Origin of the sequence: Streptomyces sp. NBC_01723 (assembly GCF_036246005.1) — a bacterium.
Lineage (GTDB): Bacteria > Actinomycetota > Actinomycetes > Streptomycetales > Streptomycetaceae > Streptomyces.
Genome location: NZ_CP109171.1, coordinates 68,453 through 93,798 on the forward strand (window position 1 = coordinate 68,453; position 25,346 = coordinate 93,798).

A 25,346-nucleotide genomic window follows, 5' to 3' on the forward strand; every position below is an offset into this window, starting at 1 on the left:
CCTTTCGGAAGGTGGCAGACAGACCCGCGCCGGCGTTGCGCATCAGGGCGACGGGGACTGCCGTACGTGCCGGTCTTGGTAGTGCTCGCAGCATGGCAAGGACGTCTCCACCGCCGGTCAAGGACGGGTGGAGACGTCCTGCGCCCACCGGTCACCGGGAACGCCGCAGCCACCGCTCGTGCCACGGCCGCCGCGGCCGGCCGGTCTGCGCCGGGAGGTCGCTGAAGGCCCAGCCGAGCCAGTCCTTGATGTCCACCGCCAGCACCGGTCCGCCGTCCTTGAGGTAGCGGGCGCCGTCGAACTGCGCGTACTTGCGGTCGATCAGACCCAGCGCGTGGGTGCGCTCCGGGCTCTCGCCGACCACCCGGCCGGTGCCGCGCAGCCGTACCCACCAGGCCTTCAGCCAGTCGTCGTCGTAGAGGTCGGCCAGGACCGTGACCCGCTGGTCGTGGTCCAGGTTGCGCAGCCGCTTGGGCCGCGGGTTGCCGTTCTTCGGCCGGTCGGTCGGCGAGTAGAAGACGTCGCCGTCGACGACGAAGATGACGGGCACCATATGGGTGCCGCCGCGTTCGTCGACCGTGCCCAGCCGGACGGACCGCTCCCCCTCGAACCGGCTCCGCATCTCGTCCTGTCCGAGTTTCATCACCGCTCCTCGTGTCTGGCGCCGCGCATGGCCGCGGCGCCGAGCAGGCCGGCGCGGAGGTCCCGGCGCCGGTGCGCGCTGCCCGTACGGGCCCGGGTGGCCCGTCAGGCCGCTCAGGTCCGGCCGGCGTGCTGCCGCCCGGACACCGGCTGCCGCTCCCCGCGGTGCCGGCGCGTCCTCACCAGCAGCAGCACAACCACGCCCACGACGGCGAGGCCGACGGTGGTCAGGCCGGACAGCCGGATGGTGCCCCCCGGGCCGAGCGCGCCGACCAGCGGTCCGCCCAGCGCCGCGCCCAGCGGGGTCGCGATCACCAGGATCGCGCTGCGGAAGGCGCTGAGGCTCACCAGCTCCTCCAGGGGTGCCTTCTGTTGCAGCAGGGTGATCGTCACCGGGCCGTAGGGCGCGTAGATCAGTCCGCCGAGGCCGAAGCCCACGATGCCCGCGGCGAGCGTGCCGAACTGGGCGAAGGGGAGGATCGCCAGCCCCCAGCCGGCCACGATGGCCAGCGCGGTCGGCCACAGCGGGAGCCGCCGCAGCGTTCCGGCGACCAGGGCGCCGATGACCGCGCCGACGCCGAAGGTGCCCCAGATCCACCCGAGTGCGGTGGGATCTCCGCCCATCTCCTCGGCCACGAAGACCGGGACCGCCACCTCGATCGGCCCGTACAGCAGGTAGAACACGAAGGTGAGGGCGAGCAGGCCCATCAGTTCCGGGTGGCGGGCGAGGGTCTGGCCGCTGCGCCGCAACGGGACCGGCGGACGGCGGCCGATCTTGCCGGCGCCGCGCACCCGGGCCGACACGACGGCGAGGTACAGATAGCTGACCGCGTCACCGGCCAGCACCGCCGCGGGCCCGAGCGCGGCCGACACCAGACCGGCCAGCGGCGGCCCGATGATGAACGACAGCTGCTCCTGGCTGCCCACCAGCGCGTGTCCGGCCAGCCGGTCCTCGTCCTTCAGGGTCTCGGCGACGAACGTCTGCCGTCCGGCGATCCCCCAGGCGTGCAGGACCGAGGAGGCGGCGAGCAGGGCGATGTAGGTGGTGACGTCCAGCAGATCCAGCCAGTACAGGGCCGGGATCAGGGTGAACACGGCCGCGCGCAGGACGGCGTTCAGCAGGATCAGGCTTCTGGCGTTGCGCCCGCTCAGCCAGCGTCCCAGGGTGAGCGAGCCGATGGCGGCGGGCAGGCTGTAGGCGGCGACCGCCAGGCCCACCACGATGGACCGGTCGGCGGGATCGGCCAGTTCGACGGCCAGCCACGCCACACCGACGAAGCTCATGCCGTCGCCGAGGAAGGAGACCAGGAAGCCGGGCTGGAGCCGGCGGAAGTCGGGGTTGGCGAGGCAGCGGGTGTAGCCCTCGGGCAGCACCCGCCGCGCCCGCCGTGCTCGGGTCTTCACCGCTGTGCCTCGGATTCGCTCACCGCGCAGCGGAAACCGATCTCCGGGCTCCTGGTCACCAGCGTCTTGCCCGCCCGGCTCACGGCGGTGAGCAGGGCCGGGGGTGAACTCCACGCCCCGCCGCGCACGCTGACCTCGGCCGACCACTCGCCCCACAGGTCGCCCGGGTCCATCGTGCCGAAGCGCGGCCGGAAGGGGAGGCCGTCCAGGTACCGGGTGGACGTCCACTCCCACACGTTGCCGCACAGGTCCCGGACCCCGAAGGGCGACTCGTTGCCCGGCAGGCCGTTCACCGGGCCGGTCGGCGCGGTCAGTTCGGTGATGCGGAGGTCCGCGAGCCGGTTCAGCCACGTCTCGCGGTCCGGGTCGCCGTCCGCGTCCCGCGCGAGGACCGCGTGCAGGCCCCGCACCCGCTCCGGGCGGAACGTGTCGCCCCACGGGTGGTGGCGGTGGTCGTCGCCCCGCGCGGCGCGCTCCCATTCGTCCTCGGTGGGCAGCCGCTTGCCGCACCAGTCGGCGTAGGCCACCGCGTCGTACCAGCTGACCCCGGTCACGGGGTGGTCACCGGCGAAGCGGGGGTCGTCGGCGGTGGAACGGGTGTGGTCGGTGCCCCGCGGCTCGTCCGGGTGGCACCACAGGTGGCCGTGGGCGGCGACGTCGGCGACGAACGCGTCGTACGCGTCGTTGGTGACCGGCAGGGTGTCCAGGTGGAACCCCGCCACCTCGACCTCGTCCACCGCCGCTGCGGCCGGGTCGCCCCAGGAGCGTTCCCGGCCGGGGCGGGTCCCGCGGCGCAGCCGTCCGGCCGGGATGTGCCGCATGCCCTCCAGGGAGAGCCGGCTGGGCAGCCGGTCGGCCGACAGCGGGACGGGCAGGTCGTCCAGGACCGACTCGGCCGGTCCCGCCTCGGCGAGCAGTGTCCGCGCCGAGGCGAGGGCGTGCGCGTCCGCCACCGTCACGTAGTTGCCGACGCCCGCGGCGATCTGGTCCGGGGAGCGGCCGAGCACGGCCAGCAGGGCGTGCAGCGCCTGCGGGCCGCCCGCGGACCGCAGGGCCGGTGTCCCGGCCAGGGACGCGAGCGCGGGCCCCCGCACGGTCTCGTCCGGGTCGGCCAGCGCCCACCCGACGGCCTCGGCCGCCAGGTCCGGGGCGAGCCGTACGGCGGCAGCGAGGGCCCGCCGGCGGATCTCGGGCGTGTCGTGCAGCAGGCCGACCGCCAGGCACTCCTCGAGCAGCGGCGGGTCGGTCAGCCGTTCCAGGGTGCGCACATAGCCGTCGAGCAGGGCGTCGCGTTCCGCCGCGGGCCCGTCGGTCCAGCCGGCGATCCGCAGCACCTCGGACGGGACGTCCGAGGCGGCGGGGCCGGGGGAGAACTGCTCGGTGATCGTCATCGCGTGCCGGCCTCCGCTCCGGTGATCATGCTGGCGAAGTCCTCGCCCGCCCGATGGCTGTACTCCGTGCCCGCCGTGGGCTTTTGACCCGCCGAGTAGTACACGTACAGCGTCGCCCGGCTGGTGTCGTCCAGCACCGGGCCCGAGTGGTGGAGGATGTTGTAGGTGTGGCAGATGACGTCGCCCGCCTGCGCCTCGAGCGGAAGCCCCTCGGGCTCGAGGCGTCGCGGCGGGTAGCGGTGGGATCCGGGCACGAGGACCAGGCAGCCGTTGCGGACGGTGGCGTCGTCCAGGTAGATGCCCACGTTCACCAGCGGGGTCACCGGGAGATCGTGCGGGAAGTCGAGGTGCCAGTCCAGCGCGCTGTACGAGCTGCGCCTGCCGCGTTTCATCTGCCACACGGCTCCGTCGATGGCGTCCTCGAACCGCCAGGTCGGCCCGCCCAGCAGGCCGGGGCCGAGCGCGTCCAGGTTCCGGCGTCCGATCAGGTCCCGGGTGGCGTCGCAGTGCAGGGTGAAATAGGGCAGCCGGTGCAGGGTCGCCCGGCCGTCCTCGTCGTACGACGGCTTGATCACCCGGTCGCGGCGGGCGGCCGGCACCTTCCCGTCGAGGGTGTCGCGTTCCAGGCGTTCGGCGTCGCGCCGGATGATGTCCACGTCCTGCGCGTCGAACACGCCGCGGTAGACGACGAACCCGTACTGCTCGTAGAAGGCGCGTTGTTCCGCCGTCACCGTGCCGTCGTAGGTGAATCGCGGGATGCGCTGCGGGGAGCTCACCGGATCACCCCCCGGAATCCGATCTCGTTGTGCCGGTCCGTGAAGAGGTCCTTGCCGCGGAAGTACGCCGTGACCTGTTCCCGCATGGAGGTCCACGCGCCGCCCCGGATCACCACCGAGGTCTCCTCGGCCGTCGCCCATTCGGTACGGGGCCTGCCGGAGATCATCGGATTCATCCGGTCGCGGGTGAAGAAGTTGGTGTCCGTCCATTCCCAGCAGTTCCCGACCAGGTCCGCGACCCCGTAGGCGCTGACGTTCCTGGGGTGGGAGCCGACCGGGACGGTGGTGACCTCGGGGGTCTTCTCGTCGAAGGTGCTCAGGACGTCGCGCCAGTGTTCCAGGCTCCGCGCCGGTCCGAAGGAGGCGCCGAACCACCGCAGGGCGTCCGGGTCGAACTCGTCGCCCCACGGATAGCGCGATCCCCGCTCGCCGCGTGCGGCCTTCTCCCACTCCAGCTCGGTCGGCAGCCGCTTGCCGAGGTGGGCGAGGTAGGCGTAGGCGTCGAACCAGTCGACGCCCGTCGCGGGGTGGTCGGGGCCGAACCGGGTGTCGCCGGCGATCCCGCGGCGGTGGTCCTTGCCCTCGGGCTCCTCGGGGTGGCAGAGCGCGTGCTCGGCGGCCTGCGGGCCGTCCGCCCACGCGTCGTACTGCCCGTTGGTCACCGGGTACCGGTCGATGAGGAAGTCGGGCAGGTGGCGGGTCTGCCGGGGGACCGCGTCGTCCACGTCGTACAGCGGGTGCACGACGTCGTCCATGCCGATGCCGACGACGAACTCCGAGGCCGGGATGCGCACCATGCCGTCGGGGACGGGGGGCAGGTTCTCCGGGTCGTAGTCCCAGTGCTCGTCCAGCGCGGTCTCTGGCGGCAGCTGCCCGGTCCCGGAGTGCTCCCGCTCGATGCCCAGCCGGGCCGCGCGGTCGTCGGCACCCAGGATCCGGTCCATCGCCTTGGCCACGACCGCGGCCCCGATGCCCACCGGTTTGGTGCTGCGGAACAGGCCGGCCTCGGCCGGCCCGGTGATGTGCACCAGTTCCTCGTAGGCCTCGCCGACGCGGTTTCGTCCGGCGATCCTCGCGGCGGTGAACACGACGAAGTCCTCGTCGTCGCCGAGCAGCCAGACCAGGAACTCCCGCGCCGCGGGATGGGTGGCCAGGAACGGTTCGACGCCCTCGAGCACCGACAGCCGGATGTCCGCGCGCGGGTGGGTGGCCGCCAGCGCACAGAGTTCCTCGACGATCCGGGGATGCCGGAACCCGGCGATCGTCTTTCGCAGTTCGGCGCGTTCCCGGTCGGTCAGCGGATCGCGGGATTTCTGCCACGGCTCGTGGGCCAGGAAACGGTCCACCAGCCCACTCAGGGTTTTCTGTTCAACGGAAAAGCGCTCGTAACTCCATCGGTGCACTGGTTCCACCTCGATTGCCCGGGTCAGTGATTCATGAGGTCGAAAACCCAGTCTGTGGAGGGCCCGTACGGCCCTCCACAGACTAAGAGCTTGCCCTGGTCAGGCCGCCCACTTGAAGTGCGAGCCGGCCGGGCGGACACCGCCCTTGCGCTGCGAGCGCAGCGCGTTCCACTGACGAAGCGTCTTCATCTGTTTCACCTCCTGATGCTGAATCGGCAACCGAGTGCACCGACGGTCCCTTTCAGCGATCCGCTCTGTCAAGTTCTCGAATTTTTACGTCCTTTTGACCACGCGGAACGGCTTGTTCAACTGCGCCGATTCAGCGGTTGAACGGCGGGTTCAGGGGCCATTCTCCTGGGTGCGTTCCATTCCGCCCCCCACGATTCGAGAGGAGTACGGCGTGCGCGTTCTCGTCGTGCCGTTTCCCTGGAAGACTCATCTGTACAACCTGGTGCCGCTGGCGTGGTCGCTGCGGACGGCCGGGCACGAGGTGCGCGTGGCCGGCTGGCCCGACCTCCTCGACGCCGTCACCGGAGCCGGCCTGACGGGGCTGGGCGTCGGTCCCGGTGAGGCACCGCGGGTCCGCGCGGAGCGGGACCGGCGCCAGACGTCGGAGCGCGCCTCCGCCGCGAGGAGGGCCCCGCAGGAGGGCGGCCTGGACCCGCTGTTCGACCTGCGGCCGGACCGCGAGCGGCTGAGCTGGGAGCAGGCCTCCCGGGTCTTCGACGACCTGGTGCTGCCGCAGGCCCGGAGGTCCAACGACCCGATGATGGAGGACCTGGTCGCCGCCGCCCGCGCCTGGCGGCCGGATCTGGTGCTCTGGGGCGCCAAGGCCTTCGCGGGGGCGGTGGCCGCCGCCGCGGTGGGCGCGGCCCACGCCCGGGTGCTGTACTCCGTCGACGTGTACACCCGGCTGCGGGAGGACTTCCTGCGTGCCAAGGCCCTGCAGCCACCGCAGGGGCGCGCCGACGCGCTGCGCGACTGGCTGGCCGGCTGGTCCGCGCGGTACGGCGTGGAGTTCTCCGAGGACCTGGTCAACGGGCAGTTCACCATCGCCCCGTTCCCCGAGGCCTTCCGGCCCGACCCGCGGCCGGACACGCTTCCCGTGCAGTTCGTCCCCTACAACGGTCAGGCCGTCGTGCCCGGATGGCTCGCCGGACCGCCGCGCCTGCCGCGGGTCCTGATGACCTTCGGCGACTCGCTCGACGACGGGCCGGTACGGCTGCTGCCCGTCGAGCGCGTCCAGGAGATCCTCGACTCGGTGGCCGGTCTGGAGATGGAGCTGATCCTGGCCCTGCCGCCGCGCACCCGGCGGGAGCTGCGCGAGGTGCCGGCCAACACCCGTGCGGTGGAGTCCGTTCCCCTGTCCGAGGTGCTGCCGACCTGCTCGGCGGTGGTGCACCACGGCGGCACCTGGTCGTTCGGCTGCGCCCTGCGTCACGGCGTTCCCCAGCTGCTGATCGGCCGGGCGTTCGACGCTCCGCTGAAGTTCGGCTGCCTCGAGCGCGCGGGCGCGGGGCTGGCCATGACACCCGCTCAGGCGGACGGACCCGCGGTCCGTGCCGCGCTGGTCCGCCTGCTCGGGGACCCGGATCTGCGCGCGAACGCCCGCCGTTTGGGCGAGGAGACGCTGGCCCTGCCCTCGCCGGGCGAGCTGGCGCGCACCCTGGAGGGCGTGGTCGCCGCCCGCCGGACCGGCCCGGTTCTCGCCCCGCGCTGACCTGGCGGGCGGGCCGGTCGGGCCCCGCACGGTCGCCGTGCGGGGCCCGAAGGGTGTGGCGGCTACGGCGGGTACGGCGGGTCAGGAAGCCGGGACCGGGTCCGGTGCCGCCTGGCAGGTGGCGTCGGCTCCGCTGCGGGAGGCGGGGCGGGTGCCGTCGCGCAGGAAGTCGCCGACATGGGTGTTGAGGCAGGTGTTGTTGTTCGCGGACAGGGCCGCGCCGACGTTGTGGCCGCCCTTCTCCAGCACCAGGCGGGAGTTGGGGAACAGCCGGTGCGTCTCGGTGGCGCCGGCGGTGCCGTGCGCGGTGTCGTACTGCGGCTGCACCAGCAGGACGTCGACCGAGGGGTTGCCGATGGAGTGCGGCTCGCTGCGGTCGGGCTGGGGCCAGAACGCGCACGGCGCGTTGTACCAGGCGTTGGTCCAGGTCAAAAAGCGGTTGCCGGCGTCGTACTGGCGGCTGTGGGCGCGGTGCCACTTCTTCCAGTCGCTGGGCCAGGGGCCGTCGATGCAGTTGACGGCGTTGGTCATGGCGTGCCGGTTCTGGTGGGGGAAGCCCGGCGGGGAGTAGTTGGCGCGCAGGGAGGCCGGGTCCTGGTCGACCACCCAGTCCGAGAGGATCTGCGCGCGCGAGAGCCAGGTCCAGCTGCGGTAGACGACCGGTTCGAAGACGTCCGCCCACTCGGAGGGGCCGATCCTGCCGTCGACGGGTGCGGCGCGCAGGGCGTCCTGGCCCTGGTAGTAGTGCGCCTCGACCTCGGCGGCGGTGTCGCCCAGGTGGTAGACGGCGTCGTACTTGGCGACCCAGGCGAAGAAGATCTCGGCGTTGCGCTGGGACGTCACGTTCTTGTGGAGGCTGCCGCGGTAGCCGACGGTGCTGGGGCGCACCACGCTGTCGAGGACCATCCGCTGCACCCGGTGGGGGTAGAGCGTGGCGTACATGGAGCCGAGGTAGGTGCCCCAGTCGGTGCCGAAGTAGGTGATCTTCTGCAGGCCGAGGGCGGCGCGCATCCGGTCGAGGTCGCGGGCGGCCTCCTCGGTGCCCAGGTGGGCGAGGACGTCGCCGTACTCCTCGCCGCAGCTGGCGGCGTAGGCGCGGGCCCGCTCGGTCCATTCGCGTTCGGCCGCGGGGGTGGCGGGCACCGGGTCGGGCTGGGCGTGGCCGGGGTCGAGGTAGTCGCTGTCGCAGACGACGGAGGGTTCGCTGGCACCGACACCGCGCGGGTCGAAGCCGATCCAGTCGTAGGCGTCTCCGACGTCCTGGGCCAGGCCGGTGGTGCCCTGGGCGTAGCGGGTGGGCAGGTCGCGGCCGATGCCGCCGGGCCACTGGCCCCGGTTGAGGATGACGGCGCCCTTGTACTCGCTGTCGGGGGCGGTGTGCCGGGCCCGGGTCAGCGCGAGGCTGATCTGCCGGCCGCCGGGGTCGCCGTAGTCGAGCGGCACCTCGATGGTGCCGCACTCCAGGCCCTGGAGCATGTCGCCCAGGACCGGGTCCCCGCCCGGGCACGGCGTCCAGGCCACCGCGGCGGGCCCGGCGGCGGGCGTGGCGGCGGCCGGGTCGGCGGATGCGGCCGGGACGAGGGCCGAGCCCAGCAGTCCGGCCGCGATCACTGGCGAGACCAACGCAAGTCTTCTCACAGTTTCCCCTCCTGATTTCAGCGCGCTGGCAGCGTGGCACCGCCCTGTCGGCTCACGCTCAAGAGCGCCTGGAGACCGGCTCGAGGCAGGGGGTGTGAGGGTGCGGGGCGCCGGCGGGGCTCCCTAGCATGAGGCGAACCCATTCCAACCCCCCCGGGAGTGACCATGGCTGACTCGGCCATCCAGGGAATCAAGACCGTGCTGCATCCCGTGGCGGACGTGGCGGCGGCGAAGAAGCTGTACAGCGTCCTGTTCGGCATCGAGCCGCAGACCGACTCGGAGTACTACGTCGGTTTCGACGTCGCGGGCCAGCACGTCGGGCTGGTGCCGGCGGGGGCGCAGGACGCGCAGGTCGCCTACTGGCACGTGGCCGACATCGAGGGCAAGCTCGCCGAGGTGAGTGCCGCGGGTGCCACGGTGACCGGCCCGGCCAAGGACGTCGGCGGCGGCCGCCGGGTGGCGACCTTCACCGACCTCGACGGCAACGTCGTCGGGCTGCTGCAGGACAGCTGACCCCCGCTCCCCCACTCCCCCCTTTTCGCCTTCTCTCGCTTTCCCCGCTTTTTTGTTTCCGGCCGGCGGCCGTCTTCGGAAGTCTTCCTTTCGAGCACGTCTCGAGAGGGTTTCGAGGGCGGCCGTTCAGCATCGGCGGACGGGGACGCCCGTCACGAGTCCCCCCTTTTTTTTCTTCTTCCGGCCGGAACACACAAGGGGAAACGGACATGCTCCGAGCGCGGTACGGCGACTGCGACGTGGTCTCATGAACATTCTCGTCACGGGCGGTGCCGGATTCATCGGCTCGCACTATGTACGGACCATGCTGGAGGGCGGGTTCGCGCAGTTCGAGGACGCCCACATCACGGTCCTGGACGACCTGACCTACGCGGGAAACCGGGACAACCTGCCCGCCGCGCACCCGCGGCTGGCCTTCGTGCGCGGCAGCATCCTCGACCGGGAGCTGCTGGCCGGCGTGGTGCGCGGCCAGGACGCGGTGGTGCACTTCGCCGCCGAGAGCCACGTGGACCGTTCCATCCGCGGCGGCGGTGTCTTCGTCCGCACCAACGTGGAGGGCACCCAGGCGCTGCTGGAGGCGTGTCTGGCGGCCGGTGTCGGGCGGGTGGTGCACATCTCGACGGACGAGGTGTACGGCTCCATCGAGCAGGGCGTGTGGAGCGAGGAGTCCCCGCTGCTTCCCAACTCGCCCTACGCCGCGTCCAAGGCGGCCTCCGACCTGGTGGCGCTGGCGTACGTGCGCACGCACGGGCTGAACCTGTCAGTCACCCGCTGCTCCAACAACTACGGCCCCTACCAGCATCCCGAGAAGTTCATCCCGCTGGCCGTCACCAACCTGCTCCAGGGGCGTCCGGTGCCCGTGTACGGGGACGGGGGGCAGGTGCGGGAGTGGCTGCACGTGGACGACCACTGCCGGGCGGTGCACCGGGTACTGACCGGCGGCCGGGCGGGCGAGGTCTACAACATCGGTGCCGGCACGGCGGTGGCGAACCTGACGCTGGCCCACCGGATCGCCGAGCTGTGCGGGGCGGGCGCGGACATGGTCCGCCACGTCACCGACCGCAAGGGCCACGACCGGCGCTACGCCCTGGACCAGGCGAAGATCGAACGCGAGCTGGGCCACCGGCCGCTGACCGCCTTCGAGGCGGGCCTGGCGCAGACCGTCGCCTGGTACCGGGACAACCCCCGCTGGTGGAAGCCGCTCACGGACGGCGGGGTGCGGGCATGAGCGCGACGTTGCTGCTGGTCGACCGTTCCCGGGCGGGCACCGCCGAGCGGCTCGCGCGCTCCGCCGCGGCGCCCGAGGGGGCGCACACGGCCACCGCGCGGATACCGGGCTGGCTGGAGGAGCACCGCCTGCGCACCGCGGCGGTGGTGCGCAAGATCCCCTTCGCCGAGCTGGACGCGTGGTCGTTCGCGGCGGGCACCGGCAACCTCCACCACCGCAGCGGGCGGTTCTTCACCGTCGAGGGACTCGACGTCACGGTGGACGGGGCCGGGTGGCAGCAGCCGATCATCGTGCAGCCGGAGATCGGCATCCTGGGCATCCTGGCCAAGGAGTTCGACGGTGTCCTCCACTTCCTGATGCAGGCGAAGATGGAGCCCGGCAACCCCAACCTGGTGCAGCTCTCCCCCACCGTGCAGGCCACCCGCAGCAACTACACCAAGGCGCACGGCGGGGCGGAGGTGAAGTACCTGGAGCACTTCCTCGACCCCGCTGCCGGCCGGGTCCTGACCGACGTCCTGCAGTCCGAGCACGGCGCCTGGTTCTACCGCAAACGCAACCGCAACATGATCGTCGAGGTGGACGGCGACGTTGCGGCCGACGACTCCTTCCGCTGGCTCACGCTCGGGCAGATCCTCGAACTGCTGGGGCAGGACAACGTCGTGAACATGGACGCGCGCACCGTCCTGGCGAGCGCCCCGGCGCCCGCGGACGGGACCCGGGCGCTGGCCTCCGACGGCCAGCTGCTGGCCTGGTTCACCGGGGAGCGGGCCCGCCACGACGTCCACGCCCGCCGGGTTCCCCTGGCCGGCGTCGAGGGGTGGCGACGGGGCGCGCGGGAGATCGGCCGCCCGGACGGCCGGTTCTTCCGGGTGGTGGCGGTCTCGGTCGAGGGCGCCGGGCGGGAGGTCGCCGGGTGGAGCCAGCCGCTCATCGAGCCGGTGGAGCGCGGTGTCGTGGGCTTCGCCTACCGGGTGTTCGAGGGAGTGGGGCACGTCCTGGTGCACGCCCGCCTTGAGGGCGGCTTCCTCGACACCGTCGAGCTCGCGCCGACCGTGCAGTGCGTGCCCTCCAACCACGAGCCGCCCGCGGGCGGGCCGCGCCCGCCGTTCCTCGACGCGTTCCTCGGTGCCCGCCCCGACCGGGTGCGGTACTCGGCGGTGCACTCGGAGGAGGGCGGCCGCTTCCTGAACGCCGAGAGCCGCTACCTGATCGTGGAGACAGACGAGGCGACGACGCCCGCCCGGGCTCCGCGCGGCTACCTGTGGGTGACGCCGGGCCAGCTGAACTGGCTGGCCGGGCACAGCCGTTACGTCAACGTGCAGGCCCGGACGCTGCTCGCCGTCCTCGGCACGGCCACCGCCGGCCGCTGAAAACGCGTTCGGGGCCTGGTCCGGCGGCTGCGGCCGCCGGGCCAGGCCCCGAACGCGTCGCGGGTTACGGCGCCGGGGTGAGCCGGCTGGTCATCGGGGTCCACGTCTTGGGGTTGATCCGCCAGTCCACCGGCTCCTGCCGGGTGGCGACGTTGACCCGGTTCCAGAGGTTGACCAGGCCGATGTGCATGACGACGGCGGCCAGCTGCACCTGGTTCCAGTGCCGCGCGGCCTCCTCCCACACCTCGTCCGAGACGGGGTCCGGGCGGCCGTCGATGCGCGTGGCCGCCTCGGCCAGGGCCAGCACGGAGCGTTCGGCGTCGGTGAAGCAGGTCTGCTCCCGCCAGACCTCCACCAGCGGCAGACGGTGGTCCTCCTCCCCCGCCTCCTCGAACTCGCGCTGCTTGGTGGGCAGCTGCACCGTGCGGCCGTTGATCTGGCTCACCCTGAGGTGGATGAGCACGAGCGTCTGCAGCGGCACACCGACGCTGTTGACGGCCTTGACCAGCGCGCGCATCGGCGGAAGAACGTCGGGAACCACCAACGAGGGGTTGGGCATCCGCGGCGACATGTTTCTCCTTCGCATGGGGATCGACATCAGGCGGCCCGTCCAGGCGCCGTTTTCCGGTTGGTTCACTTCTGCGGCACGGCCTGGCCGGCCCGGGCCGCCTGGGCCAGCGCCCGGTGCAGCCGCCGGTCGGCGGTCTGCCCCGCCTCCCACTGCACGCCCACCGCAAAGGGGTGGCCGGCCACTTCCACGGCCTCGACGGTCCCGTCCTCGGCCCAGCCGGTGGCGACCAGGCCCTCACCGAGGCGGTCGACCGCCTGGTGGTGGTGGCAGGCCGTCATGGGCTCGGCCTCGTCAAGGACGCCGGCGACGCGGCTGCCGGGCCGCAGCTTGAGCGGGCGGCGGCCCAGCGTGAACGACCGGCCGCGCGGGCGGTGGCCGTCGTGGCCGGTGACGTCCGCCAGGTGCTGGTGCAGGGTGCCGCCGTGCAGCACGTTGAGCAGCTGCATGCCCCGGCAGACGGCCAGGACGGGCAGCCGCGCCTCCAACACCCGTGCGACAACAGCGAGTTCGACCCGGTCGGCGGCCGGGTCCACGGCCCGCGTCGAGGGATGCGCCGGCGCGCCGTACAGGGCGGGGTCCAGGTCGGGGCCGCCGGGCACCAGCAGGGCGTCGAGGCGGCCGGCGATGTCCTCGGCGCCGGGCAGCAGCGGCAGCAGCAGCGGTGTGCAGCCCGCCTCGGACAGGTAGGTCAGGTGCGTGCCGAGCGCCAGCGAGACGACCAGGTCGCTGCCCTGGAGGGTGACGGGCGCCGTCCGCGCGCAGATCCCGACCACCGGCCGGCGCCCGGAGCGGGCCGGGCCGTTCGTGTTGGAATTCATGACCACCCTCGTGGGTTTCCGGGTTCAACTGAGGAAATGCAGCAGATGAAACACGCGCTCTGCCAGACGGCCACCGTGGCCAAATTAATCTGCGCGCCGCTGTGCGGGCCATCGTTCACGACGGGCTCCAGGCTGCGACTACTGAACAGATAGCGGTCCTGCTATCACAGGTGGCCGGGGATTTTTTTCCGGCGAGAACTCTCGCCGGCCATTCAACCGAGGTGACCATGATCGAGGCCAAGAACCTCACGAAACGCTACGGCGACAAGACCGCCGTGGACGACCTGTCGTTCACGGTCGAGCCCGGCCGGGTCACCGGCTTCCTGGGCCCCAACGGCGCAGGCAAGTCCACCACGATGCGTCTGCTGCTGGGGCTCGACGCACCCGACGCCGGCACCGCCACCGTCGAGGGGGTGCCCTACCGCTCACTGGCCCGTCCGCTGCGGGTGGTGGGGGCCCTGCTGGAGGCGCGGGCCCTGCACACCGGCCGCAGCGCCTGGGACCACCTGCTGTGCCTGGCCCAGAGCCAGGGCCTTGGCCGGCGCCGGGTCGGAGAGGTCGTCGAGCAGGTGGGGCTCGCGTCGGTGGCCCGCAAACGCGCGGGGGGTTTCTCCCTCGGCATGGGCCAGCGGCTGGGCATCGCCGCCGCGCTGCTGGGCGATCCCAGGGCGCTGGTCCTGGACGAGCCGGTCAACGGCCTCGATCCCGAGGGCATCCTGTGGATCCGCACGCTGATGAAGTCGCTGGCGGCCGAGGGCCGGGCGGTGTTCGTCTCCAGCCACCTGATGAACGAGATGGCCGTCACCGCCGACCACCTCATCGTCGTCGGGCGCGGCCGGCTGGTCGCCGACTGCTCCACCCAGGAGTTCATCGAGCGCAGCACCAAGCAGTCCGTGCTGGTCAGGACACCCGACGGGGAGAAGCTGGCGCAACTGCTGCGGGAGGCCGGCGCCACCGTGACCGCCACCGCCGACGCCGACCTGGACGTCACCGGGCTCGAGGCCGCCCGGATCGCCGAACTCGCCTCCGCCGGCCACCTGGTGCTGCACGAGCTGTCGACGCGGCGCGGCTCCCTCGAGGACGCCTTCATGGAACTGACCAAGGACGCCGTCGAGTACGAAGCCGGCGTGCCCACCGCCGGAGGTGTCAAGTGAGTGCCACGACCGCGCCCGGCCGGGCGTCCGCGCCGCGGGCCGAGGACCGCGCGCCCGGCTTCGCGAGCCTGATGCTGTCGGAGTGGACCAAGATCCGCTCGGTGCGCTCGACCGTGTGGTCGCTCGCCGTGCTGGTCGTGTTCACCTGGCTGCTGACTGCGCTGTTCATGAAGATGGGCATCGCGAACTGGGACAAGACCGATGCGTCCCAGCAGGCGGAGATGAGGATGGACCCCACGGGCACCATCCTGGGCAGCGGCATCCTGCTCAGCCAGCTCGCCGTGTGCGTGCTGGGCGTGATGGCGATCGCCTCCGAGTACTCCACCGGCATGATCCGGGCCAGCCTGCTGGCCGTGCCCGGGCGGCTGCCGATGCTGGCGGCCAAGGGCACGGTGTTCGCGCTGCTGGTGTGGGCGGTGGGCGAAGTGACCGCGTTCGGCTCCTTCTTCATCGGCGCGCCGATCCTGGACGGCAAGGCGCCGGTCTCGATCGGCGACCCCGGCGTGGCGCGGGCCGTCTTCGGCTGCGGGCTCTACCTCGCGCTGCTGGGCCTGTTCGCGCTGGCCGTGGGCGCGATCATCCGGCACACCGCGGCGAGCATCACCGCCGTCGTCGGCTTCGTCCTGGTGATCACCCCGATGGCGGGCCTGCTGCCCGGCAGCGTCGGCGAGCACGTGTACGCCGCCCTTCCCACCGAGGCCGGCTTCATGATCACTCAGCAGCAGGCCCGCGCGGGCGACCTGCTGGGGCCGTGGCAGGGCCTGGGGGTCCTCGCGCTGTGGACGGCGGCGCTGCTGGCCGTCGCGGCGGTGCAGCTGCGGCGCCGCGACGCCTGACCGGGGGGTGTCCGCCGCCGGCGCGGCGGGCCCCCCTCCCGGCCCGTTTCGAGGCGCCGTCGACCTGCTCTCCACCACGGCTGGACACCCTCCTGCGACCCTCGTCGCCAGCGGCAGCAGAGAGGGAGTTACAGGAATGGCTCAGAGCAACGCGCACGCCGTGCCGATAACGAGTGCATTGAGTCCCGTCCGGATGGAGGGCGTCGCGGCGCCCGCGCACCGCGCATTCGACCCGGGGAATTTCGAGCGACTGCCGGCCCGCGACGTTGTGCTGGCCGCGCTCGCCCCGGGTGTCCTGCTGCGCCAGGGCGGCACGGACGCCGCTCATGTGCGGCTGCTGGTGGACGCCGCGGAGGCGGCGGACCTTCCCCCCATCCTCGTCCAGGCCGACGGCTGCCGCGTCATCGACGGGCTGCACCGCGTGGAGGCCGCCCGGCTCATGGGCGCGCACAGCATCCGGGCCCGCTTCGTGGACTGCTCCAACTCCGAAGCCCTGGTCATCGCCCTGCAGACCAACGGCTCGCACGGCCTGCCGCTGGCGAAGGCGGACCGGGTCACCGGCGCCGAGCGGGTCCTGGGCTCCCACCCCGACTGGTCCGACCGCGCCATCGCCTCCGTCACCGGTCTGAGCGCGAAGACGATCGCGTCGCTGCGCGAGAGGTCCGCGCTCACCGGGCCGCCGGCCGGCAAACGCGTCGGGCAGGACGGCCGGCGGCGTCCGGTGGACGCGGGTGAGGGCAGGCGGCGGGCCGCCGAGTACATCGCCGCCCACCCCCACGCCCCGCTGCGCCAGGTCGCCCGGGCCACCGACGTGTCGCTGGGCACGGTCCACGACGTCAGCGCGCGGCTGCGCCGGGGCGAGGGCCCCGAGCGCGGCGGGCGGCGGGCCGGCGCCCTGCGGCCGCCGCACGTGCGGCCGGTGCCCAGTGCGCTCCCGCCCCAGGCGCCGCCGGCCGAACCCGCCGCCGCGGCCGGTGACGGCGGGGGCCGTCCGCCGCTGCGGGTGGCCGGGCCGGCCGAGAGCCGGGGGCAGCGCCGCAACCACACCGACACCCCGCCCACCTGGGCGACGGTGACCGCCCGGATGGCCACCGACCCCGCCGTCCGCTACACCGCGGGCGGCCGGGAGCTGCTGCGCTGGATGCAGACCCACGCCGCCGGGCCCGGCGAGGACTGGCGGCGCCTGGCCGACGCCGTCCCGCCCCACTGGCTCGCCGTCATCGCGCCGATCGCCGATCACATCGGCAGGGAGTGGCTGCTGCTCGCCGAGCAGCTCAGGGCCCGCCAGGAGCTGTGCCGCACCCCGCCGCCCTCAGGCTCCTGAGGGCGGCCCGTCCGCCACCGTCCGCACGATGCCCGCCGGGTGCGGCTCGGGCTGGGTGAAGGCCGCGCACGGGGCCGGGGGCACAACGTCGGCGGGCGGCCGCAGCGGGGGCAGGGCCAGCAGGACGGGCGGGTCGGCCGGCCGCGGCGGGCGCAGCCGCACCGCCGCGCTGGTGACGCTGTCCGCGGTGACGGTCACGGCCGCGCCGGCCCCGCCCGCCAGCGGCACCGGGCCGGTGCGGGGAGGGTGGCCGGCGCCGGGCGCCGCGGCCGCCACCGCGAGCAGGTGCCAGTGCCCCGCCGGGACGCCGGACAGCAGGTAGCAGGACGGGCGGTCGGCGGGCACGTCGACGATCGTCTCGGCGAGGGCCGGGTAGCGCACGACGGGCGTGGCGAAGACGCCCAGGTAGACGCGGGCGTCGCCGTGGCCCGCCGGCAGGCGGACCGTTCCGGCGACCGCGCCGCGCTCCGGGCCGGGGCCGGGGTCCGGGGCGGGCGGGGCCTGCCCCTGCTCGCGGCACAGCCTGCCGTAGCGGGCGGGCGACAGTCCGGTCGCGGCCGTGAAGGCGGCGCAGAACGCCTGGGGGCCGGCGAACCCCACGGCGGCGGCGACCTCGGCGGTCAGGGCGCCGGAGCACTCGAGGAGCCGTTTCGCCTCGTGCACCCGCACGGCGGTGAGGAATTGGGCGGGGCTCATGCCGGTCGTCTCCCTGAACCGGCGGGAGAATTCGAAACGGCCGAGCCGGGCTCTTTCGGCGAGGCGGGAAACGCTCAGCGGTTCACCGAAAAGCTCGCGTATGCGGTCGATCGCCATGTCCACTGCCGCGTCCACAGTCACCTCTCCCGGGCCGGTCGGCTCAACAGGATGGCTCGCACCGGTGGGGATGTGCTCGAGTCCGGCTCGCGCCCCGCTGCACGACCCGTCCAGGTGGCGGCCGGGGGAAGGCGTCAGGAACGGAGAAGCCGCCCGGGCCGGGGCGCGGCTAGCGTGCGGTCATGGACCTCCGCCTGCATACGAGTTCCCTGCCGCACGACGATCCGGACGCCGCCCTCGCTTTCTACCGGGACGTCCTGGGCTTCGAAGTCCGCCAGGACGTGGGGCGGGGCCGCACCCGCTGGATCACGGTCTCTCCCGCCGGCCGGCCGGACACCGCCCTGCTGCTGGCGCCGGCGGCGGCCGGCGCGCAGGTCACCGACGCCGAGCGCGGCCGTGTCCTGGAGATGATGGCCAAGGGCACCTGGGGTCTCATCGTCCTCGCCACCGGCGACCTCGACGCCACGTTCGCCCGGGTGCAGGCCGCCGGCGCGGAGATCGTCCAGGAGCCGGCACGGCGCGCGGGCGGGGTGCGGGAGTGCGCGGTCCGCGATCCCGCGGGCAACCTGGTCCGTATCCGGGAGGTGCCCCGCGCCACCGGCGGCACCGGGCGAGGGGGCGCGTGATGTGCCATCCGGGATGGCGGCAGGCGATGTGCGCCGCGCAGCGTCTGCGGGACCTCGCGCAGGTGCGCCGCGTCCGCGACCGCATCGACCGGGACAGTACGCGGCCGCTGGACGTCGAGGCACTCGCCCGCGCGGAGGGCCTGCCGGCCGGGCTGCTCGCCGCGCGGTTCCGGGAGGCCTACGGCCTGTCCCCGTACGCCTATGTGACGGTGCGGCGGGTGGAGCGGGCGATGGAACTGCTGCGCCAGGGCGAGCTGGGCACGGCGCAGCTCGCCCGGGCCGTGGGCTGCCCCTGCGCGCAGGTCCTCGCCGCCCGTTTCGCCGAACTGGCCGGCATGAGCGTCCAGGACTACCGCAGGCGGGCAGCGGCCGGCGCCGGCGGGCTGCCGTGGTGTGCGGGCCGGCCGGCGCCGCCGGACTCCCGCGCCCCGGCCCGGCCGGCGTGAACGCCCCCGGCCCGCCCGGGCCCGCCGGTCGCGGCACCGGCCGGCGGGCCCGGGTCCGCGCACGGGCCTGCCGGGCGGTCAGAAGGAGATGCCGGTGCCGACCGGGCCGGTGGCCTCCAGGTAGGCGACCAGCTGGCAGGCCTGTGCGGCGCAGTCCACGGTGACGGTGGAACCGGTGCCGGTGCTCCAGTCGGTGGCCGTGAACTGCCGGCGCACGGTGTAGGGGGTGCGGAAGGTGCCGTCGGCTCCGACGGTGGCCCTGGCCAGGGTGTCGGTGCAGGTGGTGGCCTCCCGGCACTGCGAGACGGCGACCTCGGCGCCGGCCGGGAAGCCGGTGCCGGACACGGTCACCAACTGGCCGTCGGCCAGGCCGGCCGCGGGGGTGGCGGTCACGGCCGGGGCCGCGGAGGCCGGGGCGGCGGTGAAGGCGAGGGCGGCGACGGTGGCGGCGCCCAGCAGGCCGGACCTGGTCAGACGCGAGCGGATCTGCATGGCTGGTCTCCCCAACGGGTGTGAGCGGAACGGCGCGTTCTGGTGATCACGCCTCACTCAGGGTCGGCGGCGGCGCATGAGACCGGCTTGAGAACTCCTCAAGTGCCCGCCCAGCCGCGCTGGGGGGTACGGGTCACAGGCCGTCCTCGACGGCGGCGCAGGTGTGGTGCGGCCGCCCGCCGAGCCGGCGCCTGGTCTGCCGCACGGCCCACCCCGGGGCCGGATCACCGGGCCGCCCCGGGGTGGGGTGGGCTCAGTTCTTCCGGCTCGAGCGTTGCCGCTCCCCCACGGCGGCGGACCGGCTGCCGCAGCTGTGACCACGTTCCGGTCTCCGCGCTGGCGTGCACCCGTGGGACGGGTCTTGGCGGTGGGCGTCACCGGTGCGGGCACATCCACTTGTGGGCCTGGTCCCAGCACGCGGCCCGCCGCCGCGAAGTCGGGCGCCGCCTGCGCGATCCCCGTTTCGCCCCTGTGGAGACCTTCCGTTTCGGCCACCCGGACGCGGCCGCACTCTGGCTGGCGTCCCTGTGACGCGCACCGGCCGCGGGCGCGGCCGCACATGCTGCGCCGGCCGGAAAGATCCAGCGGCGGCACGCACCGCCCGGTCCCCGTTCTCGGGCCTTCAGGGCCGGGCACCGGGCTGGGGGCTGCCCAGCATGAAGCCCACGCCGCGCACGGTGACGATCCAGCCGCTGTCGCCGAGTTTGCCGCGCAGGCTGCTGACGTGGGTGTCGACGGTGCGGCGGGACCAGGAGTCGCCCCAGATGCGCTGGAGGAGCTGTTTGCGGGGGACGACCGTGCCGGGGTGCGAGGCGAGCAGGCACAGCAGGTCGAACTCCTTGCGGGTCAGGGCGACTTCCTCGCCGCCGACGAGGACCTCGCGGGAGCCGGTGTCGATGTGCAGGAGGCCGTGGCGGATCTCGCGGGCGGCGGCGGGCTGCCACTCGGCGCGGCGTATCACGGCCTCGATGCGGGCCATCAGCTCGCGCAGGCCGTAGGGCTTGGCCACGTAGTCGTCGGCACCCGCCTGCAGGCCCAGGACGCAGTCGAGTTCGGAGGCGCGGGCGGTGACGATGATGACGGGCACCCGGCTGACGGCCCGCAGGGCCCGGCAGACCTCCAGGCCGTCCAGGTCGGGCAGTTCGAGGTCGAGGAGGACCAGGTCGGCGTCCTCGTGGGCGCGCAGCGCGTCGCCGCCGCGGCGTACGCCGAGGGCGTGGTGGCCGTGGCGGCGCAGCTGGGTCAGGAGCAGGTCGGCGCTGCCGGTGTCGGCGTCGACGACCAGGACGCGGCGCCCGGAGGGCCGGCTGAGGGCCGCCGCCGCGTGGGCGGCGGCCGGCTCGTGCCCGCCCGCGGTCCGCGGGGCGGCACGCTCGGGCGGGCGGGCGGCGAGCAAGGCCTGTGCCGGTGTGTGGGTCATGCCTCCCCCGGGGGGTCCGGTACGGCGGGCCGCGGGCGCGTGGGCGGCCCCCGGGGGGTGAATCTAGGCACGCGCGGTGGAGTGCCGGTACAGCCCTGCTGGCCGTCTGGGCGGCGTGCCGGTCAGGGGGTGAGGACCCAGGCCGACTCGTGGCGGGTGAAGCCGATGTGCGGGTAGTAGCCGGCGGCCGCGGGCGCGGACAGCAGGACGAGTTTGGCGGCGGGTGCCGCGTCGCGGGTGGCGTTGATGAGGGCGCGGCCGATGCCCAGGCGCTGGTGTGCGCGGACGACGGCGATGTCGCTGACGTAGGTGACGTAGGAGAAGTCGGAGACGGCGCGGACCAGGCCCAGCAGGGTGCCCTGTTCGTCGCGGGCGGCCAGGACGAGGTTGGCGCCGGCGAGCATGGCGGCGAAGCGTGCGCGGTCGGCCAGGGGGCGGCGGGCGCCGAGGCCGGAGTCGCGGTAGACGCGAAGGGCCTCGTCCAGGTCGAGGGCGGCGCCCGTGACGCGTTCAGTCTTCCAGCTCATGCAGCTTCTCCAGTCGGGTGCGGATGACGTCGTGGTGGGTGAGGTAGCGCTCGGGGGCCAGGGCGGTGGTGTGGATGCCGTGGGCGGCCAGGGCGGCGCCGAAGTCCTCGCCGCCGGCGAGGGTGCGGTGGGCGGCGGCCTGCACGCTGCGGTAGGCGTGTTCGCGTTCCGTGCCGCCGGCGAGGAGGTCGGCGAGGACGGCGGAGCTGTAGAGGAGGCCGCCGGTGTCATCGAGGTGGGCGCGCATGCGGTCGGCGTCGACGGTGAGCGAGTCGACGAGGTCGGCGGCCCTGGTGACCTGGAAGTGGCCGACGCAGAGGCTGTCGGGCAGGATCACCCGTTCCACGCTCTGGTGGGCGAGGTCGCGTTCGTGCCACAGGGCGACGTTCTCCAGGGCGGTGTCGGCGTAGCCGCGCAGCAGTCGGGCCAGGCCGCACAGGCGTTCGCTGGTGGTGGGGTTGCGTTTGTGGGGCATGGCGCTGGAGCCCTGGTAGGCGCCGGTGCGGTGTTCCTCGACCTCGCGGACCTCGGTGCGCTGCAGCAGGCGCAGTTCCAGGGCGATCTGTTCGACGCAGGCGCCGAGGGTGGCCACGGCCTGCAGGAGCTGGGCGTGGCGGTCGCGGGCGACGACCTGGCTGGGTGCGGGTTCGGCGGCCAGGCCCAGGGCGGCCAGGACGTGTTCCTCCACGCGCGGGTCGATCAGGGCGTAGGTGCCCACGGAGCCGGAGACGGTGCCCACGGCGACGGCCTGGCGGGCGGCGGCGAGCCGGTGCAGGCTGCGGTCGACGGCGAAGGCGTGGGTGGCGAGTTTGTGGCCGAACGTGGTGGGTTCGGCGTGCATGCCGTGGGTGCGGCCGGCCATGACGGTGTCCCAGTGCTCCAGGGCGCGGCCGGTCAGGACGCGGCGCAGGCGCAGGGCGGCGGCGGTGAGCAGGTCGGTGGCGCGGGCCAGGGTGTGGCCCAGCGCGGTGTCGACGAGGTCGTAGCTGGTCATGCCGTGGTGCACCCAGCGGGCGGAGGGCTGGGGGATGTCCTCGCACCAGGCGGCGAGGAAGGAGAGCACCTCGTGGTCGCGTTCGCGTTCGATCTCCGCGACCCGCTCGGGGTCGGGTACGCGGGCACGGCGCATGTCCTGGACGGCCCGGGCGGGGATGTGGCCGAGGTCGGCCTGGGCCTGGGAGGCGAGGATCTCCACCCGCGCCCAGGTGGCGTAGCGGGTGCGGTCGTCGAAGAGGCGGGCCATGTCGGGCAGCGTGTAGCGGGCAATCATGCGACGCCCTTCGTCTGGGGGGGCGGGGGGGGTCAGTAGGCGCCGAAGTACTCGCGCTGTTCCCACTCGGTGACCTGTCCGGGCGCCGGCGGGCAGGTGTGGCACCAGGCCTCGAAGCGGCGCAGTTCGCTCTCCTTCAGCTTGGCCAGGCAGGCCGCGAGCGGGTCGCCGAGCAGCCGGGCGGCACGGCCGGCGCGGAAGGCGTCCAGGGCCTCGCGCAGCCCCTGCGGTACGAGGCCGGCATCGCCCGGCACCGCGGCCCCGGCGGCCTCCACGGGTGCGGCCGGCGCAGCGATCCCCTCGAGGCCCGCGAACAGCTGGGCGGCGACGGCGAGATACGGATTGGCGCACGGCTCGCCGATCCGGTTCTCGATGTGCGCCCCGGCACCGCGGCCGACGACGCGGAGCATGGCGCTGCGGTCCTCCTCGCTCCAGCCGAGCCGGGTGGGCGCCAGGGTGTGCTCGGCGGCGAGCCGCCGGTAGCCGTTGACGGTGGGCACCGAGAGGAGGAACAGTTCGCGGGCCCAGTTCAGCAGCCCCTCCGCGTACGCCTTGCCGTGCGGGGACAGCCCGCCGGAGGGGCCTTCGGTGCCGAAGAGGTTGGTGCCGGTGGTGAGGTCGGTGACCGACTGGTTGAGGTGCCAGCCACTGGGGTCGGCGGCGTCCAGGAGCGGTTGCGACATGAAGGAGGCGTGGTGTCCGCGTCGGGCGCACCAGCTCTTGGTGACCGTGCGGAAGAGCAGCATCGCGTCGGCGGTGTCCAGGGCGGACATCGGGGCGAACGTCGTCTCGACCTGGCCGGGCCCCGACTCGTGCTCCATCGACCTCAGCGGCAGGCCGAGGGCGAGCAGGTGCAGGGCGAGCGGGTCGGTGAGGGGGGCGACGGTGTCGTAGTACGCGTCGAGGTTGAACTGGTAGCCGGCGTTCAGGGCGGACACGCGCGGTGCCCCGCCCTGCAGCCCGAAGCCGTTGCCGGTGTTGCCGGGGGCGTCGTCGAGGCGCCGGGTGAGGTACCACTCGACCTCGAGGCCGAGGACGGGCGCGAGATCCCGCTCGGTGTACCGGTCGACGACGCGCCGCAGCACGGTCCGCGACGAGAGCGGGTGCGGGCTGCCGTCGCGCAGGTACTCGTCCCCGATGACCCAGGCGGTGCGTGCGTCGCCGCCCGGCAGCGGGTGGAAGGTGAGCGGGTCGGGGACCAGGACGAAGTTCCCGGCGCCGGCGATCTCGTCGACGCCGATGCCGTGGTCGCCGAGGAAGTCGACGGCGACGGCGTGTCCGGTGTCGAAGACGAACGGGCCGGGGCTGAAGTTCATGCCGTTGCGCAGCACGGTGCGGAACGCGTCGGCGGTGAGGGTCTTGGAACGGGCCAGACCGTGCGGGTCGCCGAAGACGAGGCGCACGAAGTCGAGGCCGGCGAGGCTCGCCTCGACCCGCTCGGCCGCGGCGGTCCGGGCCTCGTCCCACAGCCCGTGATCGGCCACGAACGAAGGCTGCCCGACACTGCCCTGCGCTGCGGGCGAGGACCATGACCTGGCGTACATGGGAACGTCCTTTCCACGGGCGTGCGTCATCGGGCGATCGCGGGTTCCGGCACGCGCGCGCCCGGCGGGACCGGTGTGCCGAGGTCGGCCTCCAGGCGTCCGGCGAGCTGCACGACCAGGTCGTCGGCGCCGACCGGACCGACCAGCTGGACACCCACCGGCAGGCCGGCGCGGGTGAGTCCGGCGGGCAGCGACAGGGCCGGCTGGCCGGTCATGTTGAAGGGGTACGAGGCGGGTGCCCAGGCCAGCCACTGAAGGTCCCGGGCATCGGCCGCCCAGGGCGGACCGACGGCGTCGGCGGCGAACGGCTCGACCGCAACGGTGGCCATGGCGAGGATGTCGTAGCGGTCCATGACCGTGCGCAGGGTGGCGCGCAGGTTCTGGCGGACCTCCTCGGCACGGATCACGTCGGCGCCCCCGAGGGTGCGTCCGTGCCGGATCACCGCCAGGCGGCCGGGGTCGGCCCGCTCGTCGTCCTCGGGACGGGCCCCGGCCGCCTCGGAGGCGGCGAGGAGGTCGACGAGCGCGGGGTACAGGTGGGTGCAGCGCACCTCGACGTCCTCGACCAGGTGTCCCTGGTCCGTCAGGGCCAGGCGGGCCTGTTCGGTGACGCGGCGGACCTCGCCGGCGGTGCCGTCGTACTCGATCCAGCCGATCCGCAGCGCCCGCGCGGTGCGTGGCGCGTCGAGGGAGCCGAGGCCGGAGTCGGGGTCGGCCGGGTGCGGACCGGCCATGACCTGCGCGAGCAGCGCGGCGTCGGCGACGGTGCGGGCGATGGGGCCCTGGTGGGCGAGACGGTCGGCGCTGTTGGGCACGTACGGGATGCGGCCGAGGGACGGCTTGAAGCCGACGACGCCGCAGAACGCCGCCGGTATCCGGATCGACCCGGACCCGTCGGTACCGAGGGCCGCGTCGCACAGGCCCGTCGCCACGGCGGCGGCGGCGCCGCCGCTGGAGCCGCCCGCGGTCAGGCGGGGGTCGTAGGGGTTGCGGGTGGGCGGGGCGACGCGGCTGACCGTCGAGGCGCTCCAGCCGTACTCGGAGGTGGCGGTCTTGCCGACGACGACGGCACCGGCGGCGCGCAGCCGGGCCACCGCGGGCGCATCCTCACGGGGACGGTCGTTGGGCAGCAGCGAGCCCCGCCGGGTGGGCAGGTGACGGGTCTGCAGCAGGTCCTTCACGGAGACGGTGGTCCCGAGCAGCGGCATGGTCCGCCAGGCGTCGGCGCCGAGTTCCCGGATACGGGCGTCCGCGCGCCGTGCGGCGCGCAGTGCCTCCTCGCCCGCAACGGCCACGTACGCCTCGAGGGTGTCGCGCTCGCGCGCCGCGCTCAGGACGGCGGCGGTGTGTTCGACGGCGGACACCTCGCCCCGCCGCAGGAGTTCCCTGGTGCGGCTGACGCCGTGGGCGGTCATCGGTC

Annotated in this window: 24 protein-coding genes; 9 read left to right on the forward strand and 15 right to left on the reverse strand. The window is 73.8% G+C overall.

Translation table 11 applies throughout. The features are described 5' to 3' along the window. Positions 1-151 precede the first annotated feature (151 nt). The 5 genes from OIE75_RS00325 to OIE75_RS00345 all read right to left on the reverse strand — a co-directional run bounded on the left by OIE75_RS00325 (position 152) and on the right by OIE75_RS00345 (position 5,559). Positions 152-643 carry a pyridoxamine 5'-phosphate oxidase family protein gene (locus OIE75_RS00325; protein WP_307017536.1) on the reverse strand — a complete coding sequence of 164 codons (492 nt, stop codon included), beginning with the start codon at positions 641-643 and terminating at the stop codon, positions 152-154. Between the two features lie 113 nt (positions 644-756). Further along, complete coding sequence (locus tag OIE75_RS00330; protein WP_307017534.1) at positions 757-2,046, reverse strand: MFS transporter; 1,290 nt, start codon at positions 2,044-2,046, stop codon at positions 757-759. Further along, positions 2,043-3,437, reverse strand: a complete 1,395-nt coding sequence (locus OIE75_RS00335; RefSeq protein ID WP_307017532.1) for a formylglycine-generating enzyme family protein — start codon at positions 3,435-3,437, stop codon at positions 2,043-2,045. The genes OIE75_RS00330 and OIE75_RS00335 overlap by 4 nt, the downstream gene beginning before the upstream one ends. Beyond that, positions 3,434-4,213: a phytanoyl-CoA dioxygenase family protein gene (locus OIE75_RS00340; RefSeq protein WP_307017529.1), complete on the reverse strand. Its 780-nt coding sequence runs from the start codon at positions 4,211-4,213 to the stop codon at positions 3,434-3,436. The genes OIE75_RS00335 and OIE75_RS00340 overlap by 4 nt, the downstream gene beginning before the upstream one ends. Continuing rightward, complete coding sequence (locus OIE75_RS00345) at positions 4,210-5,559, reverse strand: formylglycine-generating enzyme family protein (RefSeq protein WP_307017527.1); 1,350 nt, start codon at positions 5,557-5,559, stop codon at positions 4,210-4,212. Before OIE75_RS00345 ends, OIE75_RS00340 begins: the two co-directional genes overlap by 4 nt. Before the next feature lie 457 nt (positions 5,560-6,016). Between OIE75_RS00345 and OIE75_RS00350 the strand changes: the two genes are divergently transcribed. Beyond that, the gene (locus OIE75_RS00350; protein WP_307017524.1) at positions 6,017-7,336 is read left to right on the forward strand and encodes a nucleotide disphospho-sugar-binding domain-containing protein; all 1,320 of its coding nucleotides are present in this window, start codon (positions 6,017-6,019) and stop codon (positions 7,334-7,336) included. Between the two features lie 81 nt (positions 7,337-7,417). On the opposite strand, the gene OIE75_RS00355 is transcribed toward OIE75_RS00350, so the two are convergent. After that, the gene (locus OIE75_RS00355) at positions 7,418-8,959 is read right to left on the reverse strand and encodes an alpha/beta fold hydrolase (protein WP_329468925.1); all 1,542 of its coding nucleotides are present in this window, start codon (positions 8,957-8,959) and stop codon (positions 7,418-7,420) included. 180 nt (positions 8,960-9,139) lie between these two features. On the opposite strand from OIE75_RS00355, the gene OIE75_RS00360 reads away from it, so the two are divergent. The 3 genes from OIE75_RS00360 to OIE75_RS00370 all read left to right on the forward strand — a co-directional run bounded on the left by OIE75_RS00360 (position 9,140) and on the right by OIE75_RS00370 (position 12,085). Next, complete coding sequence (locus tag OIE75_RS00360; protein ID WP_307017519.1) at positions 9,140-9,487, forward strand: VOC family protein; 348 nt, start codon at positions 9,140-9,142, stop codon at positions 9,485-9,487. A gap of 247 nt (positions 9,488-9,734) precedes the next feature. Continuing rightward, positions 9,735-10,715: a dTDP-glucose 4,6-dehydratase gene (rfbB, locus tag OIE75_RS00365; protein WP_307017516.1), complete on the forward strand. Its 981-nt coding sequence runs from the start codon at positions 9,735-9,737 to the stop codon at positions 10,713-10,715. Then, positions 10,712-12,085 carry an NDP-hexose 2,3-dehydratase family protein gene (locus OIE75_RS00370; RefSeq protein WP_329468928.1) on the forward strand — a complete coding sequence of 458 codons (1,374 nt, stop codon included), beginning with the start codon at positions 10,712-10,714 and terminating at the stop codon, positions 12,083-12,085. Before rfbB ends, OIE75_RS00370 begins: the two co-directional genes overlap by 4 nt. A gap of 64 nt (positions 12,086-12,149) precedes the next feature. On the opposite strand, the gene OIE75_RS00375 is transcribed toward OIE75_RS00370, so the two are convergent. After that, the gene (locus OIE75_RS00375) at positions 12,150-12,656 is read right to left on the reverse strand and encodes a carboxymuconolactone decarboxylase family protein (RefSeq protein WP_114533038.1); all 507 of its coding nucleotides are present in this window, start codon (positions 12,654-12,656) and stop codon (positions 12,150-12,152) included. A 62-nt stretch (positions 12,657-12,718) separates the two neighbouring features. Then, entirely contained in the window at positions 12,719-13,474 is a 756-nt protein-coding gene (locus OIE75_RS00380; RefSeq protein WP_329468929.1) for a gamma-glutamyl-gamma-aminobutyrate hydrolase family protein, read from the reverse strand. 227 nt (positions 13,475-13,701) lie between these two features. Here OIE75_RS00380 and OIE75_RS00385 point away from each other — a divergent pair, with 227 nt between their 5' ends. From OIE75_RS00385 to OIE75_RS00395, 3 genes are all read left to right on the forward strand, one after another. Beyond that, a complete protein-coding gene (locus OIE75_RS00385; protein WP_329468930.1) occupies positions 13,702-14,628 on the forward strand; it encodes an ABC transporter ATP-binding protein in 927 nt (308 codons plus the stop codon). Beyond that, entirely contained in the window at positions 14,625-15,464 is an 840-nt protein-coding gene (locus OIE75_RS00390) for an ABC transporter permease (RefSeq protein ID WP_307017511.1), read from the forward strand. Before OIE75_RS00385 ends, OIE75_RS00390 begins: the two co-directional genes overlap by 4 nt. A gap of 136 nt (positions 15,465-15,600) precedes the next feature. Continuing rightward, positions 15,601-16,788, forward strand: a complete 1,188-nt coding sequence (locus OIE75_RS00395) for a ParB N-terminal domain-containing protein (RefSeq protein WP_329468931.1) — start codon at positions 15,601-15,603, stop codon at positions 16,786-16,788. Here the strand turns inward: OIE75_RS00395 and OIE75_RS00400 are convergent. Further along, complete coding sequence (locus OIE75_RS00400; RefSeq protein WP_329473907.1) at positions 16,777-17,601, reverse strand: AraC family transcriptional regulator; 825 nt, start codon at positions 17,599-17,601, stop codon at positions 16,777-16,779. The two genes, OIE75_RS00395 and OIE75_RS00400, sit on opposite strands and share 12 nt — an antisense overlap. A gap of 182 nt (positions 17,602-17,783) precedes the next feature. Between OIE75_RS00400 and OIE75_RS00405 the strand changes: the two genes are divergently transcribed. Together OIE75_RS00405 and OIE75_RS00410 are read left to right on the forward strand one after the other, a co-directional pair. Next, a complete protein-coding gene (locus OIE75_RS00405; RefSeq protein WP_307017507.1) occupies positions 17,784-18,227 on the forward strand; it encodes a VOC family protein in 444 nt (147 codons plus the stop codon). After that, entirely contained in the window at positions 18,227-18,673 is a 447-nt protein-coding gene (locus OIE75_RS00410; RefSeq protein WP_307017505.1) for a helix-turn-helix domain-containing protein, read from the forward strand. Before OIE75_RS00405 ends, OIE75_RS00410 begins: the two co-directional genes overlap by 1 nt. Positions 18,674-18,751: 78 nt before the next feature. Here OIE75_RS00410 and OIE75_RS00415 read toward each other — a convergent pair whose 3' ends face one another. The 6 genes from OIE75_RS00415 to OIE75_RS00440 all read right to left on the reverse strand — a co-directional run bounded on the left by OIE75_RS00415 (position 18,752) and on the right by OIE75_RS00440 (position 25,341). Beyond that, positions 18,752-19,165: an enediyne antibiotic chromoprotein gene (locus OIE75_RS00415; protein WP_329468932.1), complete on the reverse strand. Its 414-nt coding sequence runs from the start codon at positions 19,163-19,165 to the stop codon at positions 18,752-18,754. Between the two features lie 622 nt (positions 19,166-19,787). Then, on the reverse strand, positions 19,788-20,585 hold the full coding sequence (locus tag OIE75_RS00420; RefSeq protein ID WP_329468933.1) for a response regulator transcription factor: 798 nt from the start codon (positions 20,583-20,585) through the stop codon (positions 19,788-19,790). 122 nt (positions 20,586-20,707) lie between these two features. Next, positions 20,708-21,112, reverse strand: a complete 405-nt coding sequence (locus OIE75_RS00425) for a GNAT family N-acetyltransferase (RefSeq protein ID WP_307017499.1) — start codon at positions 21,110-21,112, stop codon at positions 20,708-20,710. Continuing rightward, positions 21,096-22,382, reverse strand: a complete 1,287-nt coding sequence (purB, locus tag OIE75_RS00430; protein WP_307017497.1) for an adenylosuccinate lyase — start codon at positions 22,380-22,382, stop codon at positions 21,096-21,098. The genes OIE75_RS00425 and purB overlap by 17 nt, the downstream gene beginning before the upstream one ends. A 32-nt stretch (positions 22,383-22,414) precedes the next feature. Continuing rightward, positions 22,415-23,866 carry a glutamine synthetase family protein gene (locus tag OIE75_RS00435; RefSeq protein ID WP_329468934.1) on the reverse strand — a complete coding sequence of 484 codons (1,452 nt, stop codon included), beginning with the start codon at positions 23,864-23,866 and terminating at the stop codon, positions 22,415-22,417. 86 nt (positions 23,867-23,952) lie between these two features. Then, complete coding sequence (locus OIE75_RS00440; protein ID WP_307017493.1) at positions 23,953-25,341, reverse strand: amidase; 1,389 nt, start codon at positions 25,339-25,341, stop codon at positions 23,953-23,955. Positions 25,342-25,346 lie beyond the last annotated feature (5 nt).

Coding starts and splice junctions, on each gene's coding strand:
- rfbB (WP_307017516.1), top strand. CDS start 9,735: ATGAACATTCTCGTCACGGGCGGTGCCGGATTCATCGGCTCGCACTAT.
- OIE75_RS00425 (WP_307017499.1), bottom strand. CDS start 21,112: ATGAGCTGGAAGACTGAACGCGTCACGGGCGCCGCCCTCGACCTGGAC.
- OIE75_RS00385 (WP_329468930.1), top strand. CDS start 13,702: ATGATCGAGGCCAAGAACCTCACGAAACGCTACGGCGACAAGACCGCC.
- OIE75_RS00415 (WP_329468932.1), bottom strand. CDS start 19,165: ATGCAGATCCGCTCGCGTCTGACCAGGTCCGGCCTGCTGGGCGCCGCC.
- OIE75_RS00325 (WP_307017536.1), bottom strand. CDS start 643: ATGAAACTCGGACAGGACGAGATGCGGAGCCGGTTCGAGGGGGAGCGG.
- OIE75_RS00400 (WP_329473907.1), bottom strand. CDS start 17,601: ATGGCGATCGACCGCATACGCGAGCTTTTCGGTGAACCGCTGAGCGTT.
- OIE75_RS00420 (WP_329468933.1), bottom strand. CDS start 20,585: ATGACCCACACACCGGCACAGGCCTTGCTCGCCGCCCGCCCGCCCGAG.
- OIE75_RS00405 (WP_307017507.1), top strand. CDS start 17,784: ATGGACCTCCGCCTGCATACGAGTTCCCTGCCGCACGACGATCCGGAC.
- OIE75_RS00410 (WP_307017505.1), top strand. CDS start 18,227: ATGTGCCATCCGGGATGGCGGCAGGCGATGTGCGCCGCGCAGCGTCTG.
- OIE75_RS00380 (WP_329468929.1), bottom strand. CDS start 13,474: ATGAATTCCAACACGAACGGCCCGGCCCGCTCCGGGCGCCGGCCGGTG.
- OIE75_RS00375 (WP_114533038.1), bottom strand. CDS start 12,656: ATGTCGCCGCGGATGCCCAACCCCTCGTTGGTGGTTCCCGACGTTCTT.
- OIE75_RS00335 (WP_307017532.1), bottom strand. CDS start 3,437: ATGACGATCACCGAGCAGTTCTCCCCCGGCCCCGCCGCCTCGGACGTC.
- OIE75_RS00360 (WP_307017519.1), top strand. CDS start 9,140: ATGGCTGACTCGGCCATCCAGGGAATCAAGACCGTGCTGCATCCCGTG.
- OIE75_RS00370 (WP_329468928.1), top strand. CDS start 10,712: ATGAGCGCGACGTTGCTGCTGGTCGACCGTTCCCGGGCGGGCACCGCC.
- OIE75_RS00440 (WP_307017493.1), bottom strand. CDS start 25,341: ATGACCGCCCACGGCGTCAGCCGCACCAGGGAACTCCTGCGGCGGGGC.
- OIE75_RS00395 (WP_329468931.1), top strand. CDS start 15,601: ATGGCTCAGAGCAACGCGCACGCCGTGCCGATAACGAGTGCATTGAGT.
- purB (WP_307017497.1), bottom strand. CDS start 22,382: ATGATTGCCCGCTACACGCTGCCCGACATGGCCCGCCTCTTCGACGAC.